21 protein-coding genes are annotated in these 19,565 nt (G+C 59.3%); 13 read left to right on the top strand and 8 right to left on the bottom strand.

Annotated features, from left to right (window positions below; genetic code table 11):
• The first annotated feature begins 290 nt into the window (after positions 1-290).
• Positions 291-500, top strand: a complete 210-nt coding sequence (locus HU725_RS05230; protein WP_016488765.1) for a cold-shock protein — start codon at positions 291-293, stop codon at positions 498-500.
• A 190-nt stretch (positions 501-690) separates the two neighbouring features.
• Here HU725_RS05230 and apbC read toward each other — a convergent pair whose 3' ends face one another.
• Complete coding sequence (gene apbC, locus HU725_RS05225) at positions 691-1,785, bottom strand: iron-sulfur cluster carrier protein ApbC (protein WP_186477598.1); 1,095 nt, start codon at positions 1,783-1,785, stop codon at positions 691-693.
• Positions 1,786-1,941: 156 nt separating this feature from the next.
• Between apbC and metG the strand changes: the two genes are divergently transcribed.
• From metG to HU725_RS05205, 4 genes are all read left to right on the top strand, one after another.
• Entirely contained in the window at positions 1,942-3,981 is a 2,040-nt protein-coding gene (gene metG, locus HU725_RS05220; protein ID WP_186477597.1) for a methionine--tRNA ligase, read from the top strand.
• Between the two features lie 49 nt (positions 3,982-4,030).
• The gene (locus HU725_RS05215) at positions 4,031-4,336 is read left to right on the top strand and encodes a hypothetical protein (protein WP_186477596.1); all 306 of its coding nucleotides are present in this window, start codon (positions 4,031-4,033) and stop codon (positions 4,334-4,336) included.
• Positions 4,337-4,450: 114 nt separating this feature from the next.
• On the top strand, positions 4,451-5,089 hold the full coding sequence (nth, locus tag HU725_RS05210; protein WP_060477835.1) for an endonuclease III: 639 nt from the start codon (positions 4,451-4,453) through the stop codon (positions 5,087-5,089).
• A 103-nt stretch (positions 5,090-5,192) separates the two neighbouring features.
• Complete coding sequence (locus HU725_RS05205; protein WP_186477595.1) at positions 5,193-5,369, top strand: PA3496 family putative envelope integrity protein; 177 nt, start codon at positions 5,193-5,195, stop codon at positions 5,367-5,369.
• 42 nt (positions 5,370-5,411) lie between these two features.
• On the opposite strand, the gene HU725_RS05200 is transcribed toward HU725_RS05205, so the two are convergent.
• Positions 5,412-6,038 carry a response regulator transcription factor gene (locus HU725_RS05200; protein ID WP_060477836.1) on the bottom strand — a complete coding sequence of 209 codons (627 nt, stop codon included), beginning with the start codon at positions 6,036-6,038 and terminating at the stop codon, positions 5,412-5,414.
• A gap of 303 nt (positions 6,039-6,341) precedes the next feature.
• Here HU725_RS05200 and HU725_RS05195 point away from each other — a divergent pair, with 303 nt between their 5' ends.
• The gene (locus HU725_RS05195) at positions 6,342-6,785 is read left to right on the top strand and encodes a hypothetical protein (RefSeq protein ID WP_186477594.1); all 444 of its coding nucleotides are present in this window, start codon (positions 6,342-6,344) and stop codon (positions 6,783-6,785) included.
• 67 nt (positions 6,786-6,852) lie between these two features.
• On the opposite strand, the gene HU725_RS05190 is transcribed toward HU725_RS05195, so the two are convergent.
• Both HU725_RS05190 and HU725_RS05185 read right to left on the bottom strand, forming a co-directional pair.
• A complete protein-coding gene (locus tag HU725_RS05190; protein ID WP_060477838.1) occupies positions 6,853-8,070 on the bottom strand; it encodes an argininosuccinate synthase in 1,218 nt (405 codons plus the stop codon).
• A 142-nt stretch (positions 8,071-8,212) separates the two neighbouring features.
• Positions 8,213-9,148 (bottom strand): flagellar protein MotY, encoded by a 936-nt coding sequence (locus HU725_RS05185; RefSeq protein ID WP_186477593.1) that lies wholly within the window; start codon positions 9,146-9,148, stop codon positions 8,213-8,215.
• Between the two features lie 130 nt (positions 9,149-9,278).
• Here HU725_RS05185 and pyrC point away from each other — a divergent pair, with 130 nt between their 5' ends.
• Together pyrC and rnt are read left to right on the top strand one after the other, a co-directional pair.
• A complete protein-coding gene (gene pyrC, locus HU725_RS05180; RefSeq protein WP_186477592.1) occupies positions 9,279-10,325 on the top strand; it encodes a dihydroorotase in 1,047 nt (348 codons plus the stop codon).
• Between the two features lie 59 nt (positions 10,326-10,384).
• On the top strand, positions 10,385-10,996 hold the full coding sequence (gene rnt, locus HU725_RS05175) for a ribonuclease T (protein WP_437180325.1): 612 nt from the start codon (positions 10,385-10,387) through the stop codon (positions 10,994-10,996).
• 180 nt (positions 10,997-11,176) lie between these two features.
• On the opposite strand, the gene HU725_RS05170 is transcribed toward rnt, so the two are convergent.
• Positions 11,177-11,779, bottom strand: a complete 603-nt coding sequence (locus HU725_RS05170; protein WP_060477842.1) for a peroxiredoxin — start codon at positions 11,777-11,779, stop codon at positions 11,177-11,179.
• A 214-nt stretch (positions 11,780-11,993) separates the two neighbouring features.
• Here HU725_RS05170 and HU725_RS05165 point away from each other — a divergent pair, with 214 nt between their 5' ends.
• Together HU725_RS05165 and bfr are read left to right on the top strand one after the other, a co-directional pair.
• Entirely contained in the window at positions 11,994-12,215 is a 222-nt protein-coding gene (locus tag HU725_RS05165) for a bacterioferritin-associated ferredoxin (protein ID WP_060477843.1), read from the top strand.
• Positions 12,216-12,416: 201 nt separating this feature from the next.
• A complete protein-coding gene (gene bfr / locus HU725_RS05160) occupies positions 12,417-12,893 on the top strand; it encodes a bacterioferritin (RefSeq protein ID WP_060477844.1) in 477 nt (158 codons plus the stop codon).
• 58 nt (positions 12,894-12,951) lie between these two features.
• Here bfr and grxD read toward each other — a convergent pair whose 3' ends face one another.
• Both grxD and HU725_RS05150 read right to left on the bottom strand, forming a co-directional pair.
• Entirely contained in the window at positions 12,952-13,287 is a 336-nt protein-coding gene (grxD, locus tag HU725_RS05155; protein ID WP_010952251.1) for a Grx4 family monothiol glutaredoxin, read from the bottom strand.
• A gap of 91 nt (positions 13,288-13,378) precedes the next feature.
• Positions 13,379-15,487, bottom strand: a complete 2,109-nt coding sequence (locus tag HU725_RS05150; protein WP_186477590.1) for a molybdopterin oxidoreductase family protein — start codon at positions 15,485-15,487, stop codon at positions 13,379-13,381.
• 385 nt (positions 15,488-15,872) lie between these two features.
• On the opposite strand from HU725_RS05150, the gene argF reads away from it, so the two are divergent.
• Together argF and HU725_RS05140 are read left to right on the top strand one after the other, a co-directional pair.
• Positions 15,873-16,793 carry an ornithine carbamoyltransferase gene (argF, locus tag HU725_RS05145; RefSeq protein ID WP_060477846.1) on the top strand — a complete coding sequence of 307 codons (921 nt, stop codon included), beginning with the start codon at positions 15,873-15,875 and terminating at the stop codon, positions 16,791-16,793.
• Positions 16,790-17,899 (top strand): ABC transporter ATP-binding protein, encoded by a 1,110-nt coding sequence (locus HU725_RS05140; RefSeq protein ID WP_060477847.1) that lies wholly within the window; start codon positions 16,790-16,792, stop codon positions 17,897-17,899. The genes argF and HU725_RS05140 overlap by 4 nt, the downstream gene beginning before the upstream one ends.
• A 37-nt stretch (positions 17,900-17,936) precedes the next feature.
• Here the strand turns inward: HU725_RS05140 and ybaK are convergent, their stop codons facing one another.
• Positions 17,937-18,407: a Cys-tRNA(Pro) deacylase gene (gene ybaK, locus HU725_RS05135; protein WP_186477589.1), complete on the bottom strand. Its 471-nt coding sequence runs from the start codon at positions 18,405-18,407 to the stop codon at positions 17,937-17,939.
• Between the two features lie 301 nt (positions 18,408-18,708).
• Here ybaK and HU725_RS05130 point away from each other — a divergent pair, with 301 nt between their 5' ends.
• Positions 18,709-19,560 (top strand): MIP/aquaporin family protein, encoded by an 852-nt coding sequence (locus HU725_RS05130; protein ID WP_186477588.1) that lies wholly within the window; start codon positions 18,709-18,711, stop codon positions 19,558-19,560.
• The last annotated feature ends 5 nt before the right edge of the window (positions 19,561-19,565 follow it).

Genomic DNA, 19,565 nt, shown 5'->3' with positions numbered 1-19,565 from the left:
GACGCGCATATTACCGGTCCCGAGGCCAGGGTTAAAGTTCCAAGCCTCACCCCGCGTCGCACGAGGCTTGCAGCCGCCGCCGATCTGAATTTGCCTAAAGCGTTCACAGACCATTGGCAGCTTGCGGAAAGTGGGGTAAGGTGGCGCCACTGTGCTGCACGTGACACCGAGAATCTCTAGTTTGATGCACGATCCTGATCGGCCCATCGCTGAATTTTCTGCTCTCTTTGCGCTCAGTCCCGGGCAGGGTTTTTCCTGACCGTTATCAAATTGTCCAAGGAGACAGAAAAATGTCCAACCGTCAATCCGGTACCGTTAAGTGGTTCAACGATGAGAAAGGCTACGGCTTCATCACCCCTCAGTCGGGCGATGACCTGTTCGTGCACTTCAAAGCCATCCAAGCTGACGGCTTCAAAACCCTGAAAGAAGGCCAGGCTGTTACTTTCGTCGCTACCCGCGGCCAGAAAGGCATGCAGGCTGAAGAAGTTCAGATCGCCTAAGTCGATCTAAGCTTTCTAGCTTTCAAAAAAACCCGCCTTCTGGCGGGTTTTTTTATGCCTGACTGCTAATCAGCGCCCGTGCCGTACCCCGCGTCGCTTGGTTCGCGGCTGAACTCACGCCGCAATCACGGCACATGGTTTGGGGTGAGCTGCAACCTTCGAGCTCACCCGCAAAATGCATACGCTATCTTCAATCTTCGCTGATGGTGATGCTCGGCATTGCCGGTGCGGCCGCTTCCTGCAGCACGATCCGTGCGCCTACCTGGCGCGCCAGCTCTTGATAGACCATGGCAATCTGGCTTTCCGGCTCGGCGATCGCGGTCGGTTTGCCGCTGTCGGCCTGCTCGCGGATCAGCATCGACAGAGGCAACGAGGCCAGCAGATCGACACCATACTGCGCCGCCAGCTTTTCACCGCCACCCTCGCCGAACAAATGCTCGGCATGGCCGCAGTTCGAACAGATGTGCACGGCCATGTTCTCCACCACGCCCAGGACCGGGATGTTGACCTTGCGGAACATTTCCACACCCTTCTTGGCATCCAGCAGCGCCAGGTCTTGCGGCGTGGTGACGATCACCGAGCCTGCCACCGGCACTTTCTGCGCCAAGGTCAGCTGGATATCGCCAGTGCCCGGCGGCATGTCGATGACCAGATAATCCAGATCGTCCCAAGCAGTCTGAGTCACCAATTGCAGCAGCGCACCCGATACCATCGGCCCACGCCAGACCATTGGGGTGTTGTCATCAGTGAGAAACGCCATGGACATCACTTCCACGCCATGGGCCTTGATCGGCACGAACCATTTCTGCTCGCGGATCTGCGGGCGGGTGCCTTCGGGAATGCCAAACATCACGCCTTGGCTGGGGCCGTAGATGTCGGCATCGAGAATGCCCACGCGGGCCCCCTCACGGGCCAGGGCCAGCGCCAGATTGGCCGCGGTGGTCGACTTGCCGACACCACCCTTGCCCGAGGCCACGGCAATGATGTTCTTGACGTTGGCCATGGCCGGGACTTGCGCCTGAGCCTTGTGCGTGGCGATCTGACAGTCGATCGCCACCTGTGCAGCACTGACCCCATCGAGGTTTTCGATGGCGGTCTGCAGCACCTGGGCCCAGCCATTTTTGAACAGGCCCGCAGCATACCCCAGTTGCAGTTGCACAGTGACCTGTCCGGCCTGGATGTCGATCGCGCGCACGCAACCGGCGCTGACTGGGTCCTGGTTCAGATAAGGGTCGGTGTACTGGCGAAGCACGCCTTCGACGGCGGCACGGGTGACGGCACTCATGGACACTCCCATTGGCAAACTGAGTACGAAACAGGCGCCTATCCTAACCCGTCAATCGTCAGCAGATGCGCGCTTGGGGTGAAATATCTTTGCTGGGCCTTTATAGTGGCCGATCACCCTCATCTTTACCTGAGCCAGATAAGTAGCCGAGCCACCATGTCCGAGCCACGCCAGATTCTCGTCACCAGCGCCCTGCCCTATGCCAATGGATCCATCCACCTTGGCCATATGCTGGAATACATCCAGACGGACATGTGGGTGCGCTTCCAGAAGCTGCGCGGCAACCAGTGCATCTACGTTTGTGCCGACGATGCCCACGGCTCGGCCATCATGCTGCGCGCAGAAAAGGAAGGCATCACCCCGGAACAGCTGATCGCCAACGTCCAGGCCGAACACAGCAGCGACTTCGCCGACTTCCTGGTGGACTTCGACAACTTCCATTCGACCCACAGTGACGAAAACCGCGAACTGTCGGCGCTCATATACACGCGCCTGCGCGACGCCGGGCATATCGCTACCCGTTCGGTAACTCAGTACTTCGACCCAGAGAAGGGCATGTTCCTCGCCGACCGCTTCATCAAGGGCACTTGCCCGAAGTGCGCCGCTGAAGACCAGTACGGCGACAACTGCGAAAAATGCGGCGCCACCTACGCCCCAACCGAACTGAAGAACCCCAAGTCGGCCATTTCCGGTGCCACTCCGGTGCTGCGCGATTCCCAGCACTTCTTCTTCAAGCTGCCGGATTTCCAGGCCATGCTGCAGCAATGGACCCGTAGCGGCACGCTTCAGGACGCAGTCGCCAACAAGCTGGCCGAATGGCTGGATGCCGGCCTGCAAGAGTGGGACATTTCCCGTGATGCGCCTTATTTCGGTTTCGAGATCCCGGGCGAGCCGGGCAAGTACTTCTACGTCTGGCTCGACGCACCGATCGGCTACATGGCCAGCTTCAAGAACCTGTGCGCACGTCGTCCGGAACTGGATTTCGATGCGTTCTGGAACGAAGGCTCGAAGGCCGAGCTGTACCATTTCATCGGCAAGGACATCGTCAACTTCCACGCCCTGTTCTGGCCGGCCATGCTCGAAGGCGCAGGCTTGCGCAAACCGACGGCGGTCAACGTACACGGGTACCTGACCGTCAACGGCGCGAAGATGTCCAAATCCCGCGGTACGTTCATCAAGGCACGCACCTACCTGGACCACCTGCAACCGGAGTACCTGCGTTACTACTACGCCGCCAAGCTCGGCCGTGGCGTCGATGACCTTGACCTGAACCTCGAAGACTTCGTGCAGAAGGTCAATTCCGATCTGGTCGGCAAGGTGGTCAATATCGCCAGCCGCTGCGCAGGCTTCATTCACAAGGGCAATGCCGGCGTGATGGTTGCAGGCGATGCAGCGCCGGAGTTGACCGAGGCCTTCCTCGCCGCTGCTCCATTGATCGCCGAGGCCTACGAGAGCCGCGACTTCGGCCGTGCAATGCGCGAAATCATGGCCCTGGCCGACCGCGCCAATGCCTGGATCGCCGACAAGGCGCCTTGGTCGCTGGCCAAGCAGGAAGGCAAGCAGGAAGAGGTCCAGGCCATTTGCGCTCAGGGCATCAACCTGTTCCGCCAGTTGGTGATCTTCCTCAAGCCGGTGTTGCCGCTGCTCGCCGCTGATGCCGAGGCATTCCTCAACGTGGCGCCACTGACCTGGAATGACCATCAGTCGCGCCTGGAAAACCACCAGCTGAACCCGTTCAAAGCACTGATGAGCCGTATCGAACCGGCCAAGATCGAAGCCATGATCGCCGCCAGCAAGGAAGATCTGCTGGCCGCCGAAACACAGGCGCCAGTCGGCAATGGTGAACTGGCCAAAGACCCACTGTCGGCCGAGATCGAGTTCGACACCTTCGCCGCCGTCGATCTGCGCGTGGCGCTGATCGTCAAGGCGCAAGCCGTACCCGGTGCCGACAAACTGCTGCAGCTGACCCTGGACATCGGTGACGAGCAGCGCAATGTGTTCTCCGGCATCAAGTCGGCCTATCCAGACCCTTCCCAGCTTGAAGGGCGCCTGACCATGATGGTCGCCAACCTCAAACCGCGCAAAATGCGCTTTGGTGTGTCTGAGGGCATGGTCATGGCCGCAGGGCCTGGCGGTGAAGAGATCTACCTGCTCAGCCCTGACAGCGGCGCCAAGCCAGGTCAGCGCATCAAGTAACCTACCCTGCCCCGGCCTGATCGCCGGGGCAACTTTCTCTGCCGCAGCCATGCCAGGCTTCACGGTGACCGGTGCTCAGCGGTGCGCCTGGGCTACCGGGTTTCTGGGATGCCTGGCTCACAGCCCCGAGCAGCTTCAAGCTCGTGCGCTGCGACGTGAGCATGCGCGCCAGCGCATCGAACAACGCAGCGCACGCCTGCAGCGCAATAAAGAGAGCCGTGAAGCCCAGCGCCCCGCGGTCGAAGATGCCGGTGCACAGGGCGCCGCAGACACGATCAAGGCCGCCCTCGAACGGATCAAGGCCAGCCAGACCGGCTTAGCCGCTACTAAACAACGTCATTACCAAGCAAAGTGATGACCACGCCTTGCGAGGTGCCGACAGATGCACCGCTGATGCTAGGTCAGCTGCTGGCCTAGTACACTTGGCAGCCGCCTAACTTCACCTGCCTTCAAGGAAAGCGTTGACCCCATGAATGCCGCCAAACGCCTGGAGATTTTTCGCAGGCTGCACGAAGACAACCCCGACCCCAAAACGGAACTTGCGTACAGCACCCCGTTCGAGCTTCTAGTTGCCGTGACGCTTTCGGCCCAGTCCACCGATGTTGGCGTCAACAAGGCCACTGCGCGCCTGTTTCCAGTTGCCAACACACCGCAAGCCATCCATGCGTTGGGAGTCGAGGGGCTGAGCGAATACATCAAGACCATCGGCCTTTACAACAGCAAAGCCAAGAATGTCATCGAGGCGTGCAGGTTGCTGATCGAGCGCCATGGCGGCGAAGTCCCACAAACCCGTGAAGCCCTGGAAGCGTTGCCGGGTGTGGGCCGCAAGACGGCCAACGTCGTGCTCAATACCGCCTTCCGCCAGCCAACCATGGCCGTGGACACCCATATTTTCCGGGTCAGCAATCGCACTGGCATCGCGCCGGGCAAGACGGTGCTCGAAGTGGAAAAGAAGCTGATCAAGTTCGTCCCCAAGGACTACCTACTCGACGCCCACCATTGGCTTATCCTGCATGGGCGCTATGTCTGCCAGGCACGTAAGCCTCGCTGCGGCAGCTGCCGCATCGAAGACCTGTGCGAATACAAGCACAAGGCATGCGACGATTGAGCCAATAGCAAAAAACCGGTGCAGCGATTGAAAAAATCTTTTTTACCAGGCTGCGCTTTCTCGCTATAAGGACGGCCAATGGCCCTTTGGCGTGGAGCGACTCATGAGTACAGATAAAGAAGAGCTGTCTATCGAAGATGACTTTGTCACTGCTGATGACGACGTAGAGCCTCAGGTGGAACCTGCCAAGACCAACCTGAGCAAGCGCCGTACCATCGACAACCTGCTCGAGGAGCGGCGCCTGCAGCGGCAACTGGCCGATTTCGACTACGACCTGTAATCCACACTAAGCCACTGTGTCGCGGGCGTGGTACATGCTGACTCAGTTCAGATCGTGGCGCCGGGCGAGTTCGATCAGGTCTACCAGCGACTGGGCATTGAGCTTTAGCAGCAAGCGCGTCTTGTAGGTACTGACCGTCTTGTTGCTGAGGAACATGCTGTCGGCTATCTCCTTGTTCGACCGCCCCTTGGCAAGCTGCTGCAGCACCATCATTTCACGCGCCGACAAGCGCTCGACCATCTCCGCTTCGCTAGCCCCGCCCACCCGGCCGCGTGACTTGTGCAGCGCCTGGTTCGGGAAATAGCTATATCCCGAAAGTACAGCCTTGATGGCACTGAGCAGCTCGGTGAGCTCTTGCTGCTTGCACACATAGCCCGAAGCTCCCGCCTGCATGCAGCGCATCGAGAAATGCCCAGGCGCCTGAGACGTCAGCACCAGCACACGGCTGCCAGGGCATGCAGCGGCCAGCCGGGCGATCACCTCCAGTCCATCGAGCTTGGGAATGCCGATATCGAGCACGACGACATCGGGATGGTGTTCGCGAGTGAGCTGCAGGGCCGCTATGCCGTTGTCGGTCTCTGCGACAACATCGTACCCATGCCGCTCCATCAGCATGCGCACTGCCAAGCGTATGACCGGATGATCATCCACGATAAGGACTTTATTCATGCGATATCCATTATTCGTTATTTGCTTTGACGACAGCCTCACCATAACCGAGCAGGACACTCAAAGGCGCGCACAATCTCCGCACAAATAGCCGAATAGATGAACCTTACATCTGTTTCGGAATTTTCCTACAAGAAAAAATTTACAGCCCCCAGGGATAGTACTTACAAGCAAGCAGATCAAACCCTCAGTCAGTCACACAGTGATGAATCGACGGAGATTTTGTTCACACGGAAATACTCCAGAATTTGGCTGAGGCGATGAGTAGGTTATTGATAAGCAGAACCTGCAGGAGTCGAGGACATGACTGATAATCAACCTGTTGCGCCATTAACCTTAATTGCCATCTTCGCCGGCATCATTGAAGCTTCTGCATTGGCAACCCTGCCGTTTCTCAGCGAGAAAAGTCAGACTTATTACACTTGGTTCCTTGTAGGGTTTCCATTCTTTCTGACAGCGCTGTTCTTTTTAACCCTGAACTTCAACGCCAAATCGTTTTACATGCCTGATACAGCTGAACAGAAACATCCAGTCGAACCCGCGATGCATGTGGAAAGCCGCGACACGGTGACCATGATGTTCTCAGGCCCCGAGGCGCAGAAACTGATCCAGCAGCAGATCATGCAAGCCATTGCCCTGCCATCCAGGGATAACAGGCAGTGGCGCTTGTGCAATGTGGACTTGCAACAATGCGTAAATCTGTCGATCACGGCCTTGCCGCAGGAGGTGACCAGTGCCCGGGCGTAAGTGCTGATTCGCACTCAAAAAAAACCCCGGCCGAAGCCAGGGTTCATTTACCAGGTCTGCCCGGTGCTCAGAGCATCCCGCGGCCTTTGTTGGCAGCGATGCGCATGCGCAGCGCATTGAGCTTGATGAAACCGGCAGCATCGGCCTGGTTGTAGGCGCCGCCATCTTCTTCGAAGGTCGCGATGTTGGCATCGAACAGCGAGTCGTCGGACTTGCGGCCAACAACGATCACGTTGCCCTTGTACAGCTTGAGGCGAACGACGCCATTCACGTTGACCTGCGAAGCGTCGATCATCTGCTGCAGCATCAGGCGTTCCGGGCTCCACCAGTAACCGGTGTAGATCAGGCTGGCGTACTTAGGCATCAGCTCGTCTTTCAGGTGAGCGACTTCGCGGTCCAGGGTGATCGACTCGATGGCACGGTGAGCCTTGAGCATGATGGTACCGCCAGGGGTTTCGTAGCAACCGCGGGACTTCATGCCCACGTAGCGGTTTTCCACGATATCCAGACGGCCAACACCGTTGGCGCCGCCAATACGGTTCAGCTCGGCGAGCACGGTGGCCGGGCTCATGTCGACGCCGTCGATGGCGACGATGTCACCGTTGCGGTAGGTCAGCTCCAGGTAGGTGGCCTGGTCGGGTGCGTTCTCTGGCGAGACGCTCCAGCGCCACATGTCCTCTTCGTGCTCGGTCCAGGTGTCTTCCAGAACGCCGCCTTCGTAGGAGATGTGCAGCAGGTTGGCGTCCATCGAGTAAGGCGACTTCTTCTTGCCGTGGCGCTCGATCGGAATGCCGTGCTTTTCGGCGTAGTCCATCAGCTTCTCGCGGGACAGCAGGTCCCACTCACGCCAGGGCGCGATCACCTTGACACCCGGCTTCAGCGCGTAGGCACCCAGCTCGAAGCGAACCTGGTCGTTACCTTTGCCGGTAGCGCCGTGGGAAATGGCATCGGCGCCGGTTTCGTTGGCGATTTCGATCAGGCGCTTGGCGATCAGCGGGCGGGCGATGGAAGTACCCAGCAGGTACTCACCTTCATAGACAGTGTTGGCGCGGAACATCGGGAAGACGAAATCACGCACGAATTCTTCGCGCAGGTCGTCGATGTAGATTTCTTTGACGCCCATCGCCTGAGCTTTGGCGCGGGCCGGTTCGACCTCCTCGCCCTGACCCAGGTCAGCGGTGAAGGTCACCACTTCACAGTCGTAGGTATCCTGCAGCCACTTGAGAATCACCGAAGTATCAAGGCCGCCGGAATACGCCAGTACGACCTTTTTTACGTCCGCCATGCCATCACTCCACGGGGTTGTACGGAAAAGGCCCGATTCTACCGGCCTTGCCGGGAAATTTACAGTGGCGCGACAGCTTGTGACGACAAAGCGACAAGAACTGTCGGCCGCGCGACGTCTGCCGGTAACTCCCTTTTTACCCCTATAGGGCCTTGGCTTGCGGCGCAGGGGCAGTCCCCGGGGGAGCAGCTTGCTGGACAACGGCAGCAGCTGGCTTTTCCACGGGTGCTACTCGATCCAGTTCGATGTTGACCCGTCGATTGCGCGCCCGATTGGCTGGGCTGTTGTTCTTCACCAGTGGGTAGCGCTCCCCGTGAAAGCGCACCACGATCTGCTCTTCTGGTACCCCATGGGCCTTGAGGTAATCAGCCACCGCCAACGCTCGCCGCCGCGAGGTATCGCGGTTGGTCAGGCGATTGCCGCTGTTGTCGGAATGACCATTGAGCTCGATGTGATTCACGCTCGGGTCGGCCTTGAGGTAATCGAGGAGCACATCCAGCCGGGCGCGAGCGTCGGCACTGAGGTCGAACCCGCCTCCTGGGAAGCCGACCTGGGTCTGGCGTATCTGGTCGTAATTCATGGCCAACAACTTGCTGGTACACACTTGGTAGTCGCGGTAGGCCTTGACGAAGCTCACCGGCAACACTCGCACTTCCGTCGGGCGCCCAGCCTCGCCGCTGTAGTTGCGCACCACCGTACTGCGGCCGTCAAGCAGGCCATTGATCAGGCGGCTGGCCTGGCTTTGCGACGAACTAAACAGCACTCCGCTGCGCGCCATGCGTACTGCGCCCAGATTGACGTCGCCACGGCCTGGTTGCCAAGGCGCCGCAGCAGCTAGCAGCGTGGCTGACCCTGCGCCCAGTACGTTGCTGGCCGAGCGCAGTTGGAACACCGGCTGCTCACCTGCCTTGCGCACGAACTCGCCACTGCCGAAGCCTTCGATCGGCTGGATCAGCCGGCATTCGAACTGGTCACCCTCGACCTTCCAGGCGACATTCTCGATGCGGGTCTGGAACGTCATGGCGCCGGCCGGCAGGCTGGCGACAAGGGTCAACAGGGCTAGGTAATGCTGGCGCACGGGCGGCTCCACAAATTCAGACGGCTCACAGGCAGGCTATCGGGCGCGTGCCGGAAAACTTGATAGCCGTGCTCGGGCCGGGGTTTTCCGGTAGCATTGGGGCCTGAGTTCGACCCGCCTGGAATCCCCAATGTCCGATCGCCTGACCCTCCTGCGTCCCGACGACTGGCACATCCATCTGCGCGATGGTGCCGTCCTGCCCCATACCGTTGGCGATGTGGCGCGTACTTTCGCCCGTGCCATCATCATGCCCAACCTGGTCCCGCCGGTGCGCAGTGCCGTAGAAGCCAGTGCCTACCGCGAGCGCATCCTTGCCGCCCGCCCGGCTGGCAGCCGCTTTGAACCGCTGATGGTGCTGTATCTCACCGACCGCACCAGCCCCGAGGACATCCGTGCGGCCAAGGCCAGCGGCATCGTGTACGCAGCCAAGCTGTACCCGGCTGGAGCCACGACCAACTCCGACTCGGGCGTGACCAGCATCGACAACATCTTCCCCGCTATCGAGGCGCTGGCAGAAGTGGGCATGCCGTTGCTGGTTCATGGTGAAGTGACGCGCAGCGAGATCGATGTATTCGACCGCGAGAAGCGCTTCATTGACGAGCACATGCGCCGCCTGGTCGAACGCTTCCCGACCCTCAAAGTAGTGTTCGAACACATCACCACCGGCGACGCCGCACAGTTCGTCAGCGAAGCGCCTGCCAACGTCGGCGCGACCATCACCGCTCAGCACCTGCTGTACAACCGCAACCACATGCTGGTCGGCGGTATCCGCCCGCACTTCTACTGCCTGCCGATCCTCAAGCGCAATACCCACCAGGTAGCGCTGCTGGATGCGGCCACCAGTGGCAACCCCAAGTTCTTCCTCGGCACCGACTCGGCACCGCACGCCCGTCACGCCAAGGAAGCTGCCTGCGGTTGTGCCGGCTGCTACACAGCTTACGCGGCGATCGAGATGTACGCCGAGGCGTTCGAACAGCGCAATGCGCTGGATAAACTGGAAGGCTTCGCCAGCCTGCACGGCCCGGTTTTCTATGGCCTGCCTGCAAACACCGATACCATCACCCTGGTCCGCGAAGAATGGACCGCTCCGGACAGCCTGCCATTTGGCGAGCAGACCGTAATCCCGCTGCGCGCTGGTGAAAAACTGCGCTGGCGCCTGCTGGAGGACAACGCGTGAGCGAAGACCTCTACGAAGACGATCAGGACAGCCAGGGCGGCAGCGGCTCGCGCCACCCCATGGCCGAACGCTTCCGCGGTTACCTACCGGTAGTAGTGGACGTCGAGACCGGCGGTTTCAACAGCGCAACCGACGCACTGCTGGAAATTGCCGCCGTGACCATCGGCATGGACGAAAAAGGCTTTTTGTTCCCTGAGCACACCTATTTCTATCGGGTAGAACCGTTCGAAGGGGCCAACATCGAGGCGGCTGCGCTGGAGTTCACCGGTATCAAGCTGGACCACCCGCTGCGCATGGCAGTGAGCGAGGAAAGCGCGCTCACCGACATCTTCCGCGGCGTGCGCAAAGCGCTGAAGGCCAATGGCTGCAAGCGAGCGATTCTGGTCGGCCACAACAGCAGCTTCGACCTGGGTTTCCTCAATGCAGCGGTAGCGCGCAACGATATCAAGCGCAACCCGTTCCATCCGTTTTCCAGCTTCGACACCGCAACCCTGGCTGGCCTGGCGTACGGCCAGACGGTACTTGCACGCGCTTGCCAGAGCGCCGACATCGACTTCGATGGTCGTGAAGCGCACTCGGCCCGTTACGACACCGAAAAGACTGCCGAACTGTTCTGCGGCATCGTCAACCGCTGGAAAGAACTGGGCGGCTGGCGCGACTTCAACGACTAAGCCCGATTCCTGGAGCACTTTGCGAGGCCTAGCTGAATGCTAGGCACAAAAAAACCGGCCACCAGGGCCTAGTACCAGTCAGTCAAGGTTTGATGCTTATCCACTGGGGCTGCAACGCAGCCCCAATTGGCTTGACAGTCAGGCACTAGCCAACGGGGCCGGTTTTCATACGCAGGGCAATTACAGCTTGCCAGCGTTCTCGCTCAGGTAAGCAGCAACGCCTTCTGGCGAAGCGGTCATACCCTGGTCGCCTTTTTTCCAGTTGGCAGGGCAGACTTCGCCGTGCTCTTCGTGGAACTGCAGGGCATCAACCAGGCGCAGCAGCTCGTCCATGTTGCGGCCCAGTGGCAGGTCGTTGACGATCTGCGAACGCACGACACCGTTGGTGTCGATCAGGAAGGCGCCACGGAACGCTACGCCGCCCTCGGACTCCACGTCGTAAGCCTTGCAGATTTCGTGGGTCATGTCGGCAGCCAGGGTGTACTTGACCGGGCCGATACCGCCGGCGTTCACCGAGGTGTTGCGCCATGCGTTATGGGTGAAGTGCGAGTCGATCGAAACACCGATCACTTCTACGTTGCGCGCCTGGAAATCAGGAATGCGGTTGTCCAGCGCGATCAGCTCGGACGGGCAGACGAAGGTGAAGTCCAGTGGGTAGAAGAACACCAGGCCGTACTTGCCCTTGATGGCCGAGGCCAGGTTGAAGCTGTCGACGATCTCGCCGTTGCCGAGCACGGCTGGGACGGTGAAGTCGGGGGCTTGTTTGCCAACGAGTACGCTCATTGTAATCTCCTGATGAGGGTGAAAAACCGTTTGCCGGGCCAAGGCAGGCCTGCCCGACATCCAACAAAGGCTGACCATCATACACGGCTTCCCGTGACAGGCCGAATGCAACCGTCGGTCGCTCAAGGCAAGCGCCTTCTGAAAGTGCTTTGACAAGCATTCTCATTAACATTAAGCTCCAATCCATCGACTCAACCCCGCGATGGTCAGCCCTATGTATGTGTGTCTTTGTGTCGGCGTCACCGACGGACAGATCCGCGATGCGATCTATGAAGGATGCTGCAGTTACAAGGAAGTCCGAGCGGCGACCAACGTCGCCAGCCAATGTGGCAAATGCGCTTGCTTGGCCAAAGAGGTGGTTCGCGAGACCCTCACCGAGTTACAGGTGAGCCAGCACGCCGCCCTGCCCTACCCAGTGGAATTTTCTGCAGCCTGATATTACAGAATTCGAAGAACCGGACCCTGCGTCCGGTTTTTTTATGCCTGCATATCAATAAGTTAGCGCTCCAACGCGGTTCACAAACATTCTTATTCCTATTAATTTTCATTTATTATTCAATCACTTAGGTTTGACAGCCTTGGGTAACGCGCTCAAACTTCACTGAATTGGCACATTTCCACAGGGCAGGAACCCGGCATGAAAGGCGACGTAAGCGTCATCCAGCATCTCAACAAGATCCTCGGAAACGAGCTGGTCGCGATCAACCAGTACTTCCTGCACGCACGCATGTACGAAGACTGGGGCCTGAACAAACTCGGCAAGCACGAGTACAAGGAATCCATCGATGAGATGAAGCACGCTGACAAACTGATCAAGCGTATTCTCTTCCTCGAAGGCATTCCTAACGTTCAGGATCTGGGCAAGCTGCTGATCGGCGAGCACACCAAAGAGATGCTCGAATGCGATCTGAAAATCGAACAGAAAGGCCTCATCGATCTCAAAGCCGCCATTGCCCACTGCGAAACTGCGGGCGACTTCGGCTCCCGTGACATGCTGGAAGATATTCTCGAGTCCGAAGAAGAGCACATCGACTGGCTGGAAACCCAGCTCGGCCTGATCGACAAGATCGGCATCGAGAATTACCTGCAGTCGCAGATGGGTGAAGAGTCATAAAATTCGCCAGCCATAAAAAAACCCGCATTCAGCGGGTTTTTTTATGGCTGGCGCAAGCTCAGGCTTCAGAAGCCTTGGCTTTAGCGGCTGCGTCTTTGATCAAGGTCTGCAGCTCACCCTTTTCGAACATTTCCAGCATGATGTCGCTACCACCAACCAGCTCACCGGCTACCCACAGCTGCGGGAAGGTCGGCCAGTTGGCGTATTTTGGCAGGTTGGCGCGGATTTCCGGGTTCTGCAGGATGTCGACGTAGGCGAACTTCTCGCCGCAACCCATCACAGCCTGCGAGGCACGCGCAGAAAAGCCACACTGGGGGGCATTCGGCGAGCCTTTCATGTAAAGCAGAATGGTGTTGTTGGCAATCTGCTCTTTGATCGTTTCGATGATATCCATGTAGCACCTCGGCTGAACTTTCCGACGCGATCGTCGGCACGGTGACGCATTGTAACGGAAAGCCGAGCGGCATGCTCGGCCTTACCGTGGCTCAGGCCGCCTCTACATCCACCGGCACGCCATTGAGGGCCGCATTACCGGAAACCTGATCGCGCAGGTGCTCATCTGTGAGGTCGTTGGCACTGACACCTGCTTGAGCCTGGGCGACCTGCAACTGCACGCCCGTTCGCCCATGGCCAAAACCATGGGGCAAGCTGACAACACCGGGCATCATGTCCTCACAAGCCTGAACCTCGACCTCCAGAGAACCGGTACGTGAACGAACCCGCACACGCTGGCCATCGTGCAGTCCACGTTGCAGCAAGTCCTGCGGATGCATCAGCAATTGATGACGCGGCTTGCCTTTGACCAGCCGATGATAGTTATGCATCCATGAGTTGTTGCTGCGTACGTGGCGACGGCCTATCAACAGCAACTGGGCTGGCGCCCCAGGCGCCTGCCCGGCCAAGCGCTGCAAGTCATCCAGCACAACCCGCGGCGCCGCTTCGACGGTTTTGCTGGCAGTTGCCAGGCGCCCCTGCAAGTTAGCGCGCAACGGGCCAAGATCGAGGCCGTGAGGATGCTCATCCAAGGCCTGCAGCGAAAGATTCCAGACACTGCCTTGACCATAACGCCCTCTGCGAAGCGCCACATCGATCATCTGAGCCGGCGCGATGGTGGGCTTGAGCTCCACGTCGGCACGTTTGGCGAACGCCTGGGCAAGGCCGACGAAAATTTCCCAGTCATGCAAAGCACCATCGGGCTTGGGCAGGATGGCGCGGTTGAAGCGGGTCACATTGCGTACGGCCAGCAAGTTGAAGGTGCTGTCGTAGTGATCGTTTTCCAGCGCCGTTGTCGAAGGCAGGATCAGGTCGGCATGGCGGGTGGTTTCGTTGATGTAGAGGTCGATGCTGAGCATGAACTCCAGCCCTTGCAACGCCCCGTCCAATTGCCTGCCGTTGGGCGTGGACAGCACCGGATTACCAGCAACCGTCACCAATGCCCGCACCTGGCCTTCGCCTGCGACCAGCATCTCCTCGGCCAGGGCCGCTACCGGTAATTCTCCCCCGTACTCGGGCAGGCCCGACACTCGGCTCTGCCAGGCGTTGAAATGACCACCTGAGGTCGTCGAAACAAGATCCACCGCAGGTTCGGTACACAGCGCCCCGCCTTCACGATCCAGGTTGCCGGTAACCAGGTTGATCACCTGCACCAGCCAATGGCAAAGCGTGCCGAAAGTTTGGGTTGAAACACCCATGCGCCCATAGCAGACCGCTTTGTCGGCAGATGCGAAGTCCCGAGCCAAGCGGCGGATCGCGGTGGCCTCGATCCCACAGTGGGCACTCATTGCCTCCGGCGTGAATGGCAAGATCGCTTCACGTACCTGATCCAACCCGCTTACTGGCAAATGCGAACCACGCGTCAGTTGCTCGTCGAACAGCGTGTTGAGCAGACCACAGAGCAAGGCAGCATCGCCGCCAGGCCGAATGAATAGATGCTGGTCTGCAATAGCCGCAGTTTCGCTGCGCCGGGGGTCGACCACCACCAGACGACCGCCGCGGCCACGCAAGGCCTTCAGGCGCTTTTCGACATCCGGTACGGTCATGATGCTGCCGTTGGATGCCAGCGGGTTGCCACCGAGGATCAGCATGAAATCGGTATGGTCGATATCCGGTATGGGCAACAGCAGGCCGTGGCCATACATCAGGTGGCTGGTCAGATGCTGCGGCAACTGGTCGACCGACGTGGCGGAAAACCGATTACGGGTCTTGAGCAGGCCGAGGAAGTAGTTGCTGTGAGTCATCAGCCCGTAGTTATGCACACTTGGGTTGCCTTGATACACCGCCACTGCGTTGCGCCCGTATGCCTGCTGGATTTCCCACAGCCTGTCGGCGGCCAGGGCGAATGCCTCGTCCCAGCCGATCGGCAGCCACTGGTTGCCCACCCGCCTGTGGGGCTGGCGCAAGCGATCCGGATCATTCTGAATATCCTGAAGCGCTACCGCCTTGGGGCAGATATGCCCGCGACTGAACGGGTCGGCGGCGTCGCCTTTGATCGAACTGATCAGGGCCTGACCTTCATCACCCTGGCGGATCTCGATATTCAGCCCGCAGATCGCTTCACACAGGTGACAGGCACGATGATGCAAGGTTGTGGTCATGGCCGCCTCTGCCTTGTTGTAGTGAGGAGTCGTCAAACCCTGACTATGCACTGCGGCCCTTGCTCCGACCATCGCACTTCAAGACATGAATCGCACGACATCAGGCGCACGATTCGCGACAGGCATTTGCCAAATCGCCAGCAAGCCGTGTACAAACTGCTGTAGCAAATAAAAAACAGCACAGGCCAAAGGGTTACGACAACCCTTGCAACATCCTTTAGATGGAGCTGCTGTTTCCCCTCTTGGTTTCAGGCGACATTTAATTATAGTATTGCGCCTTTCCCAATTTTGTCCGCCCCGTGCGGCTTACGCCGCAGGTCATCCCCCGTTGTTAAAAAAAACTGCACGGTCGACCTGCATACTGTTGCAAATAAGGTAGTCAATCATGAGCGCTAGGCACTTTCTCTCCCTGCTGGATTTCACCACCGACGAATTGCTCGGTGTGATCCGCCGAGGCATCGAGCTGAAGGACCTGCGCAAACGCGGCGTGCTGTTCGAGCCCCTGAAGAATCGCGTTCTGGGCATGATCTTCGAGAAATCCTCGACCCGTACTCGCGTATCCTTCGAGGCCGGCATGATCCAACTGGGTGGCCAGGCGATCTTCCTTTCGCCCCGTGACACTCAATTGGGCCGTGGCGAGCCGATCGGTGACAGCGCCATCGTGCTATCGAGCATGCTCGATGCCGTGATGATCCGCACCCACGCCCATAGCACCCTGACCGAATTCGCCGCCAAGTCCCGGGTACCTGTGATCAACGCTTTGTCTGATGAGTCTCACCCGTGCCAATTGCTGGCAGATATGCAGACGTTCCTCGAACATCGCGGCTCGATCCAGGGCAAAACCGTGGCGTGGATCGGTGACGGCTTCAATATGTGCAACTCCTACATAGAAGCGGCCAAGCAGTTCGATTTCCAGTTGCGCATCGCCTGCCCCGAAGGTTACGACCCTGACCCGCGCTTCGTGGCCCTGGGCGGTGACCGTGTGCAGGTCGTCCGTGATCCGCGGCAAGCTGTGCAAGGTGCGCATCTGGTGACCACGGATGTCTGGACTTCCATGGGCCAGGAGGAGGAAACTGCACGGCGCCTGGCGCATTTCGCGCCTTACCAGGTCACCCGCGCACTGCTCGACCTGGCGGCACCCGACGCCCTGTTCATGCACTGCCTGCCCGCCCACCGTGGCGAGGAAATCAGCCATGATCTGCTAGACGACCCTCGTTCGGTCGCGTGGGATCAGGCTGAAAACCGCTTGCATGCACAAAAGGCCCTTCTCGAATTCCTTGTAGAACCGGCTTACCACCACGCATGAGTCAACCCCTATTGCTCAACCTGCGCAACCTCGCCTGCGGTTACGGCGAGCAGCGCATCGTCCAGAACCTCAATCTGCACCTGAACGCAGGCGACATCGGTTGCCTGCTGGGTTCCTCCGGTTGCGGCAAGACCACCACCCTACGCGCCATCGCCGGCTTCGAGCCGGTGCATGAAGGCGAGATCCAGCTGGCAGGTGAGGTGATTTCCCGTGCAGGCTTCACGCTGGCACCGGAAAAGCGCCGGATCGGCATGGTGTTTCAGGATTACGCACTGTTCCCGCACCTGACCGTCGCGCAGAACATCGCCTTCGGCATCGCCAAGCACCCGAAGCAGGCGCAGGTGATCGACGAGATGCTCGAACTGGTCAAGCTGGGCGGTCTCGGCGGCCGCTACCCCCACGAGCTGTCGGGCGGTCAACAACAGCGCGTCGCTTTGGCCAGGGCCCTGGCACCCGAACCACAACTGCTGCTGCTCGACGAACCGTTCTCCAACCTTGACGTCGAGCTACGCCGGCGCCTGAGTCACGAGGTGCGCGATATTCTCAAGAGCCGCGGCACCAGCGCGATACTGGTGACCCATGACCAGGAAGAAGCGTTTGCCGTGAGCGACCACGTGGGCGTATTCAAGGAAGGTCGACTGGAGCAGTGGGATACCCCCTACAACCTATACCACGAACCTCAGACGCCGTTCGTGGCCAGCTTCGTCGGCCAGGGCTACTTCATCCGTGGCCAGATGAGCAGCCATGAAGCGGTCAACACCGAACTGGGCGAGCTGCGTGGCAACCGCGCTTACACAATGGCGCCGGGCAGTTCGGTGGATGTATTGCTGCGCCCGGACGACATCGTTCCTGCACCTGGCAGCGCACTTCAGGCGAACATCGTCGGCAAGAGTTTTCTGGGTGCATCGACACTGTACCGCTTGCAGTTGCCAACTGGCAGCCAACTCGAAGCGATCTTTCCAAGCCATATCGACCATCAGGTCGGTGAACAGGTAGGGATCGCGGTCAAGGCGGAGCATCTGGTGTTGTTTGCGGTACCCGGCAGCGTCTCGGCGCAGTTGTCTCGTCAGGAAAATGGCGTACGCCGCTACAGTTCCACGAACTGACACCGGTATGAAGGGCCGCGTTGCGGCCCCGATGCACCTACCCCTTGCCGATTGCAGCGAACGCGCCCTGGGTATGTTGGGCCAGCACAGCCGCTGCCAGTTCGACCTCCAAGCCACGACGCCCGGCGCTGACGTGAATGGTTGTAAAGTTTTGCGCCGATTCATCAATGAACGTGCGCAGGCGCTTCTTCTGCCCGAGCGGGCTTATGCCACCCACTAGATACCCCGTCGCCCGCTGCGCTGCCGCCGGGTCGGCCATTTCGCATTTCTTGACGCCGGCCGCATGGGCTAGGGCCTTCAGATCGAGGGTTCCGATCACCGGCACCACCGCAACCAACAACTCACCTTTTTCGCTGCTCGCCAGCAAGGTCTTGAACACCTGTTGCGCATCCAGACCGAGCTTCTCTGCTGCCTCAAGGCCATATGACGCCGACTTGGGGTCGTGTTCATAGCTGTGCACGCGGTGTTCGGCGCGAACTTTCTTCAGCAAATCGAGTGCAGGGGTCATGCGGTGCTCCAGTCTGGGACAGGTCGCGGCTACTTTAGGGCAATTCCTACACTCCAGCTAGCTAATGGCTGACGCACCTCTCTAAATCAGGGATCAGCCTTTAAATATGCGATCAAAACGTGACTGACCGTTCACTTTCGACCTTTGACATCAGCGTTTCTTGTCTATATTTTTTCGTTTCTGAATAAAGGGTGCCCTTTTAAGGTGCGCTTATGTACATCTGCCTGAAGTCAATGGGGATAGGCATCAGGCTTTGCTGTCGAGCGCTTAGCGCCTCACAACAAAAACAACGAGGTCACACATGACGACTGCTCTACGCGAACCCACACTGTCCAGCCAATGCCTGGCCGAGTTCCTCGGCACCGCCTTGTTGATCTTCTTCGGTACCGGATGCGTCGCCGCACTCAAGGTCGCCGGCGCCAGCTTCGGGCTGTGGGAAATCAGCATCATCTGGGGCGTCGGTGTCAGCATGGCGATCTATTTCACGGCTGGTATTTCCGGTGCGCACCTGAACCCGGCAGTGAGCATTGCGCTCACGCTTTTCGCCGGCTTCGACAAGCGCAAACTCCCGTTTTACGCCCTTGCCCAGGTATGCGGCGCCTTTTGCGGCGCAGCGCTGGTCTATACCCTGTACAGCAACCTGTTCTTCGATTACGAACAAGCCCACAGCATGTTGCGCGGCAGCGCCCAGAGCCTGGAGCTGGCCTCGGTTTTCTCGACCTACCCACACCCAGCACTCTCCACCGGCCAGGCATTTCTAGTCGAAGTGGTTATCACCGCAATCCTCATGGCGGTGATCATGGCTCTGACCGATGACAACAACGGCCTGCCACGGGGGCCGATGGCACCGCTGCTGATCGGGCTGCTGATTGCAGTGATTGGCAGCGCCATGGGCCCTTTGACCGGCTTCGCGATGAACCCAGCCCGGGATTTCGGGCCAAAATTGATGACCTTCCTGGCCGGCTGGGGTGAAATCGCCTTCACTGGCGGCCGGGACATTCCGTACTTTCTGATCCCGGTGTTCGCACCGATCGTCGGGGCTTGCCTGGGTGCCGCGTCCTATCGCGGCCTTATCGCCCGCAACCTGCCAATGGTGCCAAGCCCAAGTGGCGAGACAACCGACAATCGCCAGGGCGATACTCAAGCCAACTGATGCAA

The organism is Pseudomonas promysalinigenes, from assembly GCF_014269025.2.
In the GTDB taxonomy this organism is placed as follows: Bacteria; Pseudomonadota; Gammaproteobacteria; order Pseudomonadales; family Pseudomonadaceae; genus Aquipseudomonas; species Aquipseudomonas promysalinigenes.
The sequence above is the reverse complement of the archived record's forward strand: the minus strand, read 5'-3'. Positions and strand labels throughout refer to the sequence as shown.

Coding starts and splice junctions, on each gene's coding strand:
- HU725_RS05150 (WP_186477590.1), bottom strand. CDS start 15,487: ATGACCACAACCTTGCATCATCGTGCCTGTCACCTGTGTGAAGCGATC.
- argF (WP_060477846.1), top strand. CDS start 15,873: ATGAGCGCTAGGCACTTTCTCTCCCTGCTGGATTTCACCACCGACGAA.
- nth (WP_060477835.1), top strand. CDS start 4,451: ATGAATGCCGCCAAACGCCTGGAGATTTTTCGCAGGCTGCACGAAGAC.
- HU725_RS05165 (WP_060477843.1), top strand. CDS start 11,994: ATGTATGTGTGTCTTTGTGTCGGCGTCACCGACGGACAGATCCGCGAT.
- HU725_RS05205 (WP_186477595.1), top strand. CDS start 5,193: ATGAGTACAGATAAAGAAGAGCTGTCTATCGAAGATGACTTTGTCACT.
- apbC (WP_186477598.1), bottom strand. CDS start 1,785: ATGAGTGCCGTCACCCGTGCCGCCGTCGAAGGCGTGCTTCGCCAGTAC.
- grxD (WP_010952251.1), bottom strand. CDS start 13,287: ATGGATATCATCGAAACGATCAAAGAGCAGATTGCCAACAACACCATT.
- ybaK (WP_186477589.1), bottom strand. CDS start 18,407: ATGACCCCTGCACTCGATTTGCTGAAGAAAGTTCGCGCCGAACACCGC.
- HU725_RS05170 (WP_060477842.1), bottom strand. CDS start 11,779: ATGAGCGTACTCGTTGGCAAACAAGCCCCCGACTTCACCGTCCCAGCC.
- HU725_RS05195 (WP_186477594.1), top strand. CDS start 6,342: ATGACTGATAATCAACCTGTTGCGCCATTAACCTTAATTGCCATCTTC.
- HU725_RS05200 (WP_060477836.1), bottom strand. CDS start 6,038: ATGAATAAAGTCCTTATCGTGGATGATCATCCGGTCATACGCTTGGCA.
- HU725_RS05190 (WP_060477838.1), bottom strand. CDS start 8,070: ATGGCGGACGTAAAAAAGGTCGTACTGGCGTATTCCGGCGGCCTTGAT.
- rnt (WP_437180325.1), top strand. CDS start 10,385: ATGGCCGAACGCTTCCGCGGTTACCTACCGGTAGTAGTGGACGTCGAG.
- HU725_RS05215 (WP_186477596.1), top strand. CDS start 4,031: ATGCCAGGCTTCACGGTGACCGGTGCTCAGCGGTGCGCCTGGGCTACC.
- HU725_RS05230 (WP_016488765.1), top strand. CDS start 291: ATGTCCAACCGTCAATCCGGTACCGTTAAGTGGTTCAACGATGAGAAA.
- HU725_RS05130 (WP_186477588.1), top strand. CDS start 18,709: ATGACGACTGCTCTACGCGAACCCACACTGTCCAGCCAATGCCTGGCC.
- bfr (WP_060477844.1), top strand. CDS start 12,417: ATGAAAGGCGACGTAAGCGTCATCCAGCATCTCAACAAGATCCTCGGA.
- metG (WP_186477597.1), top strand. CDS start 1,942: ATGTCCGAGCCACGCCAGATTCTCGTCACCAGCGCCCTGCCCTATGCC.
- HU725_RS05140 (WP_060477847.1), top strand. CDS start 16,790: ATGAGTCAACCCCTATTGCTCAACCTGCGCAACCTCGCCTGCGGTTAC.
- pyrC (WP_186477592.1), top strand. CDS start 9,279: ATGTCCGATCGCCTGACCCTCCTGCGTCCCGACGACTGGCACATCCAT.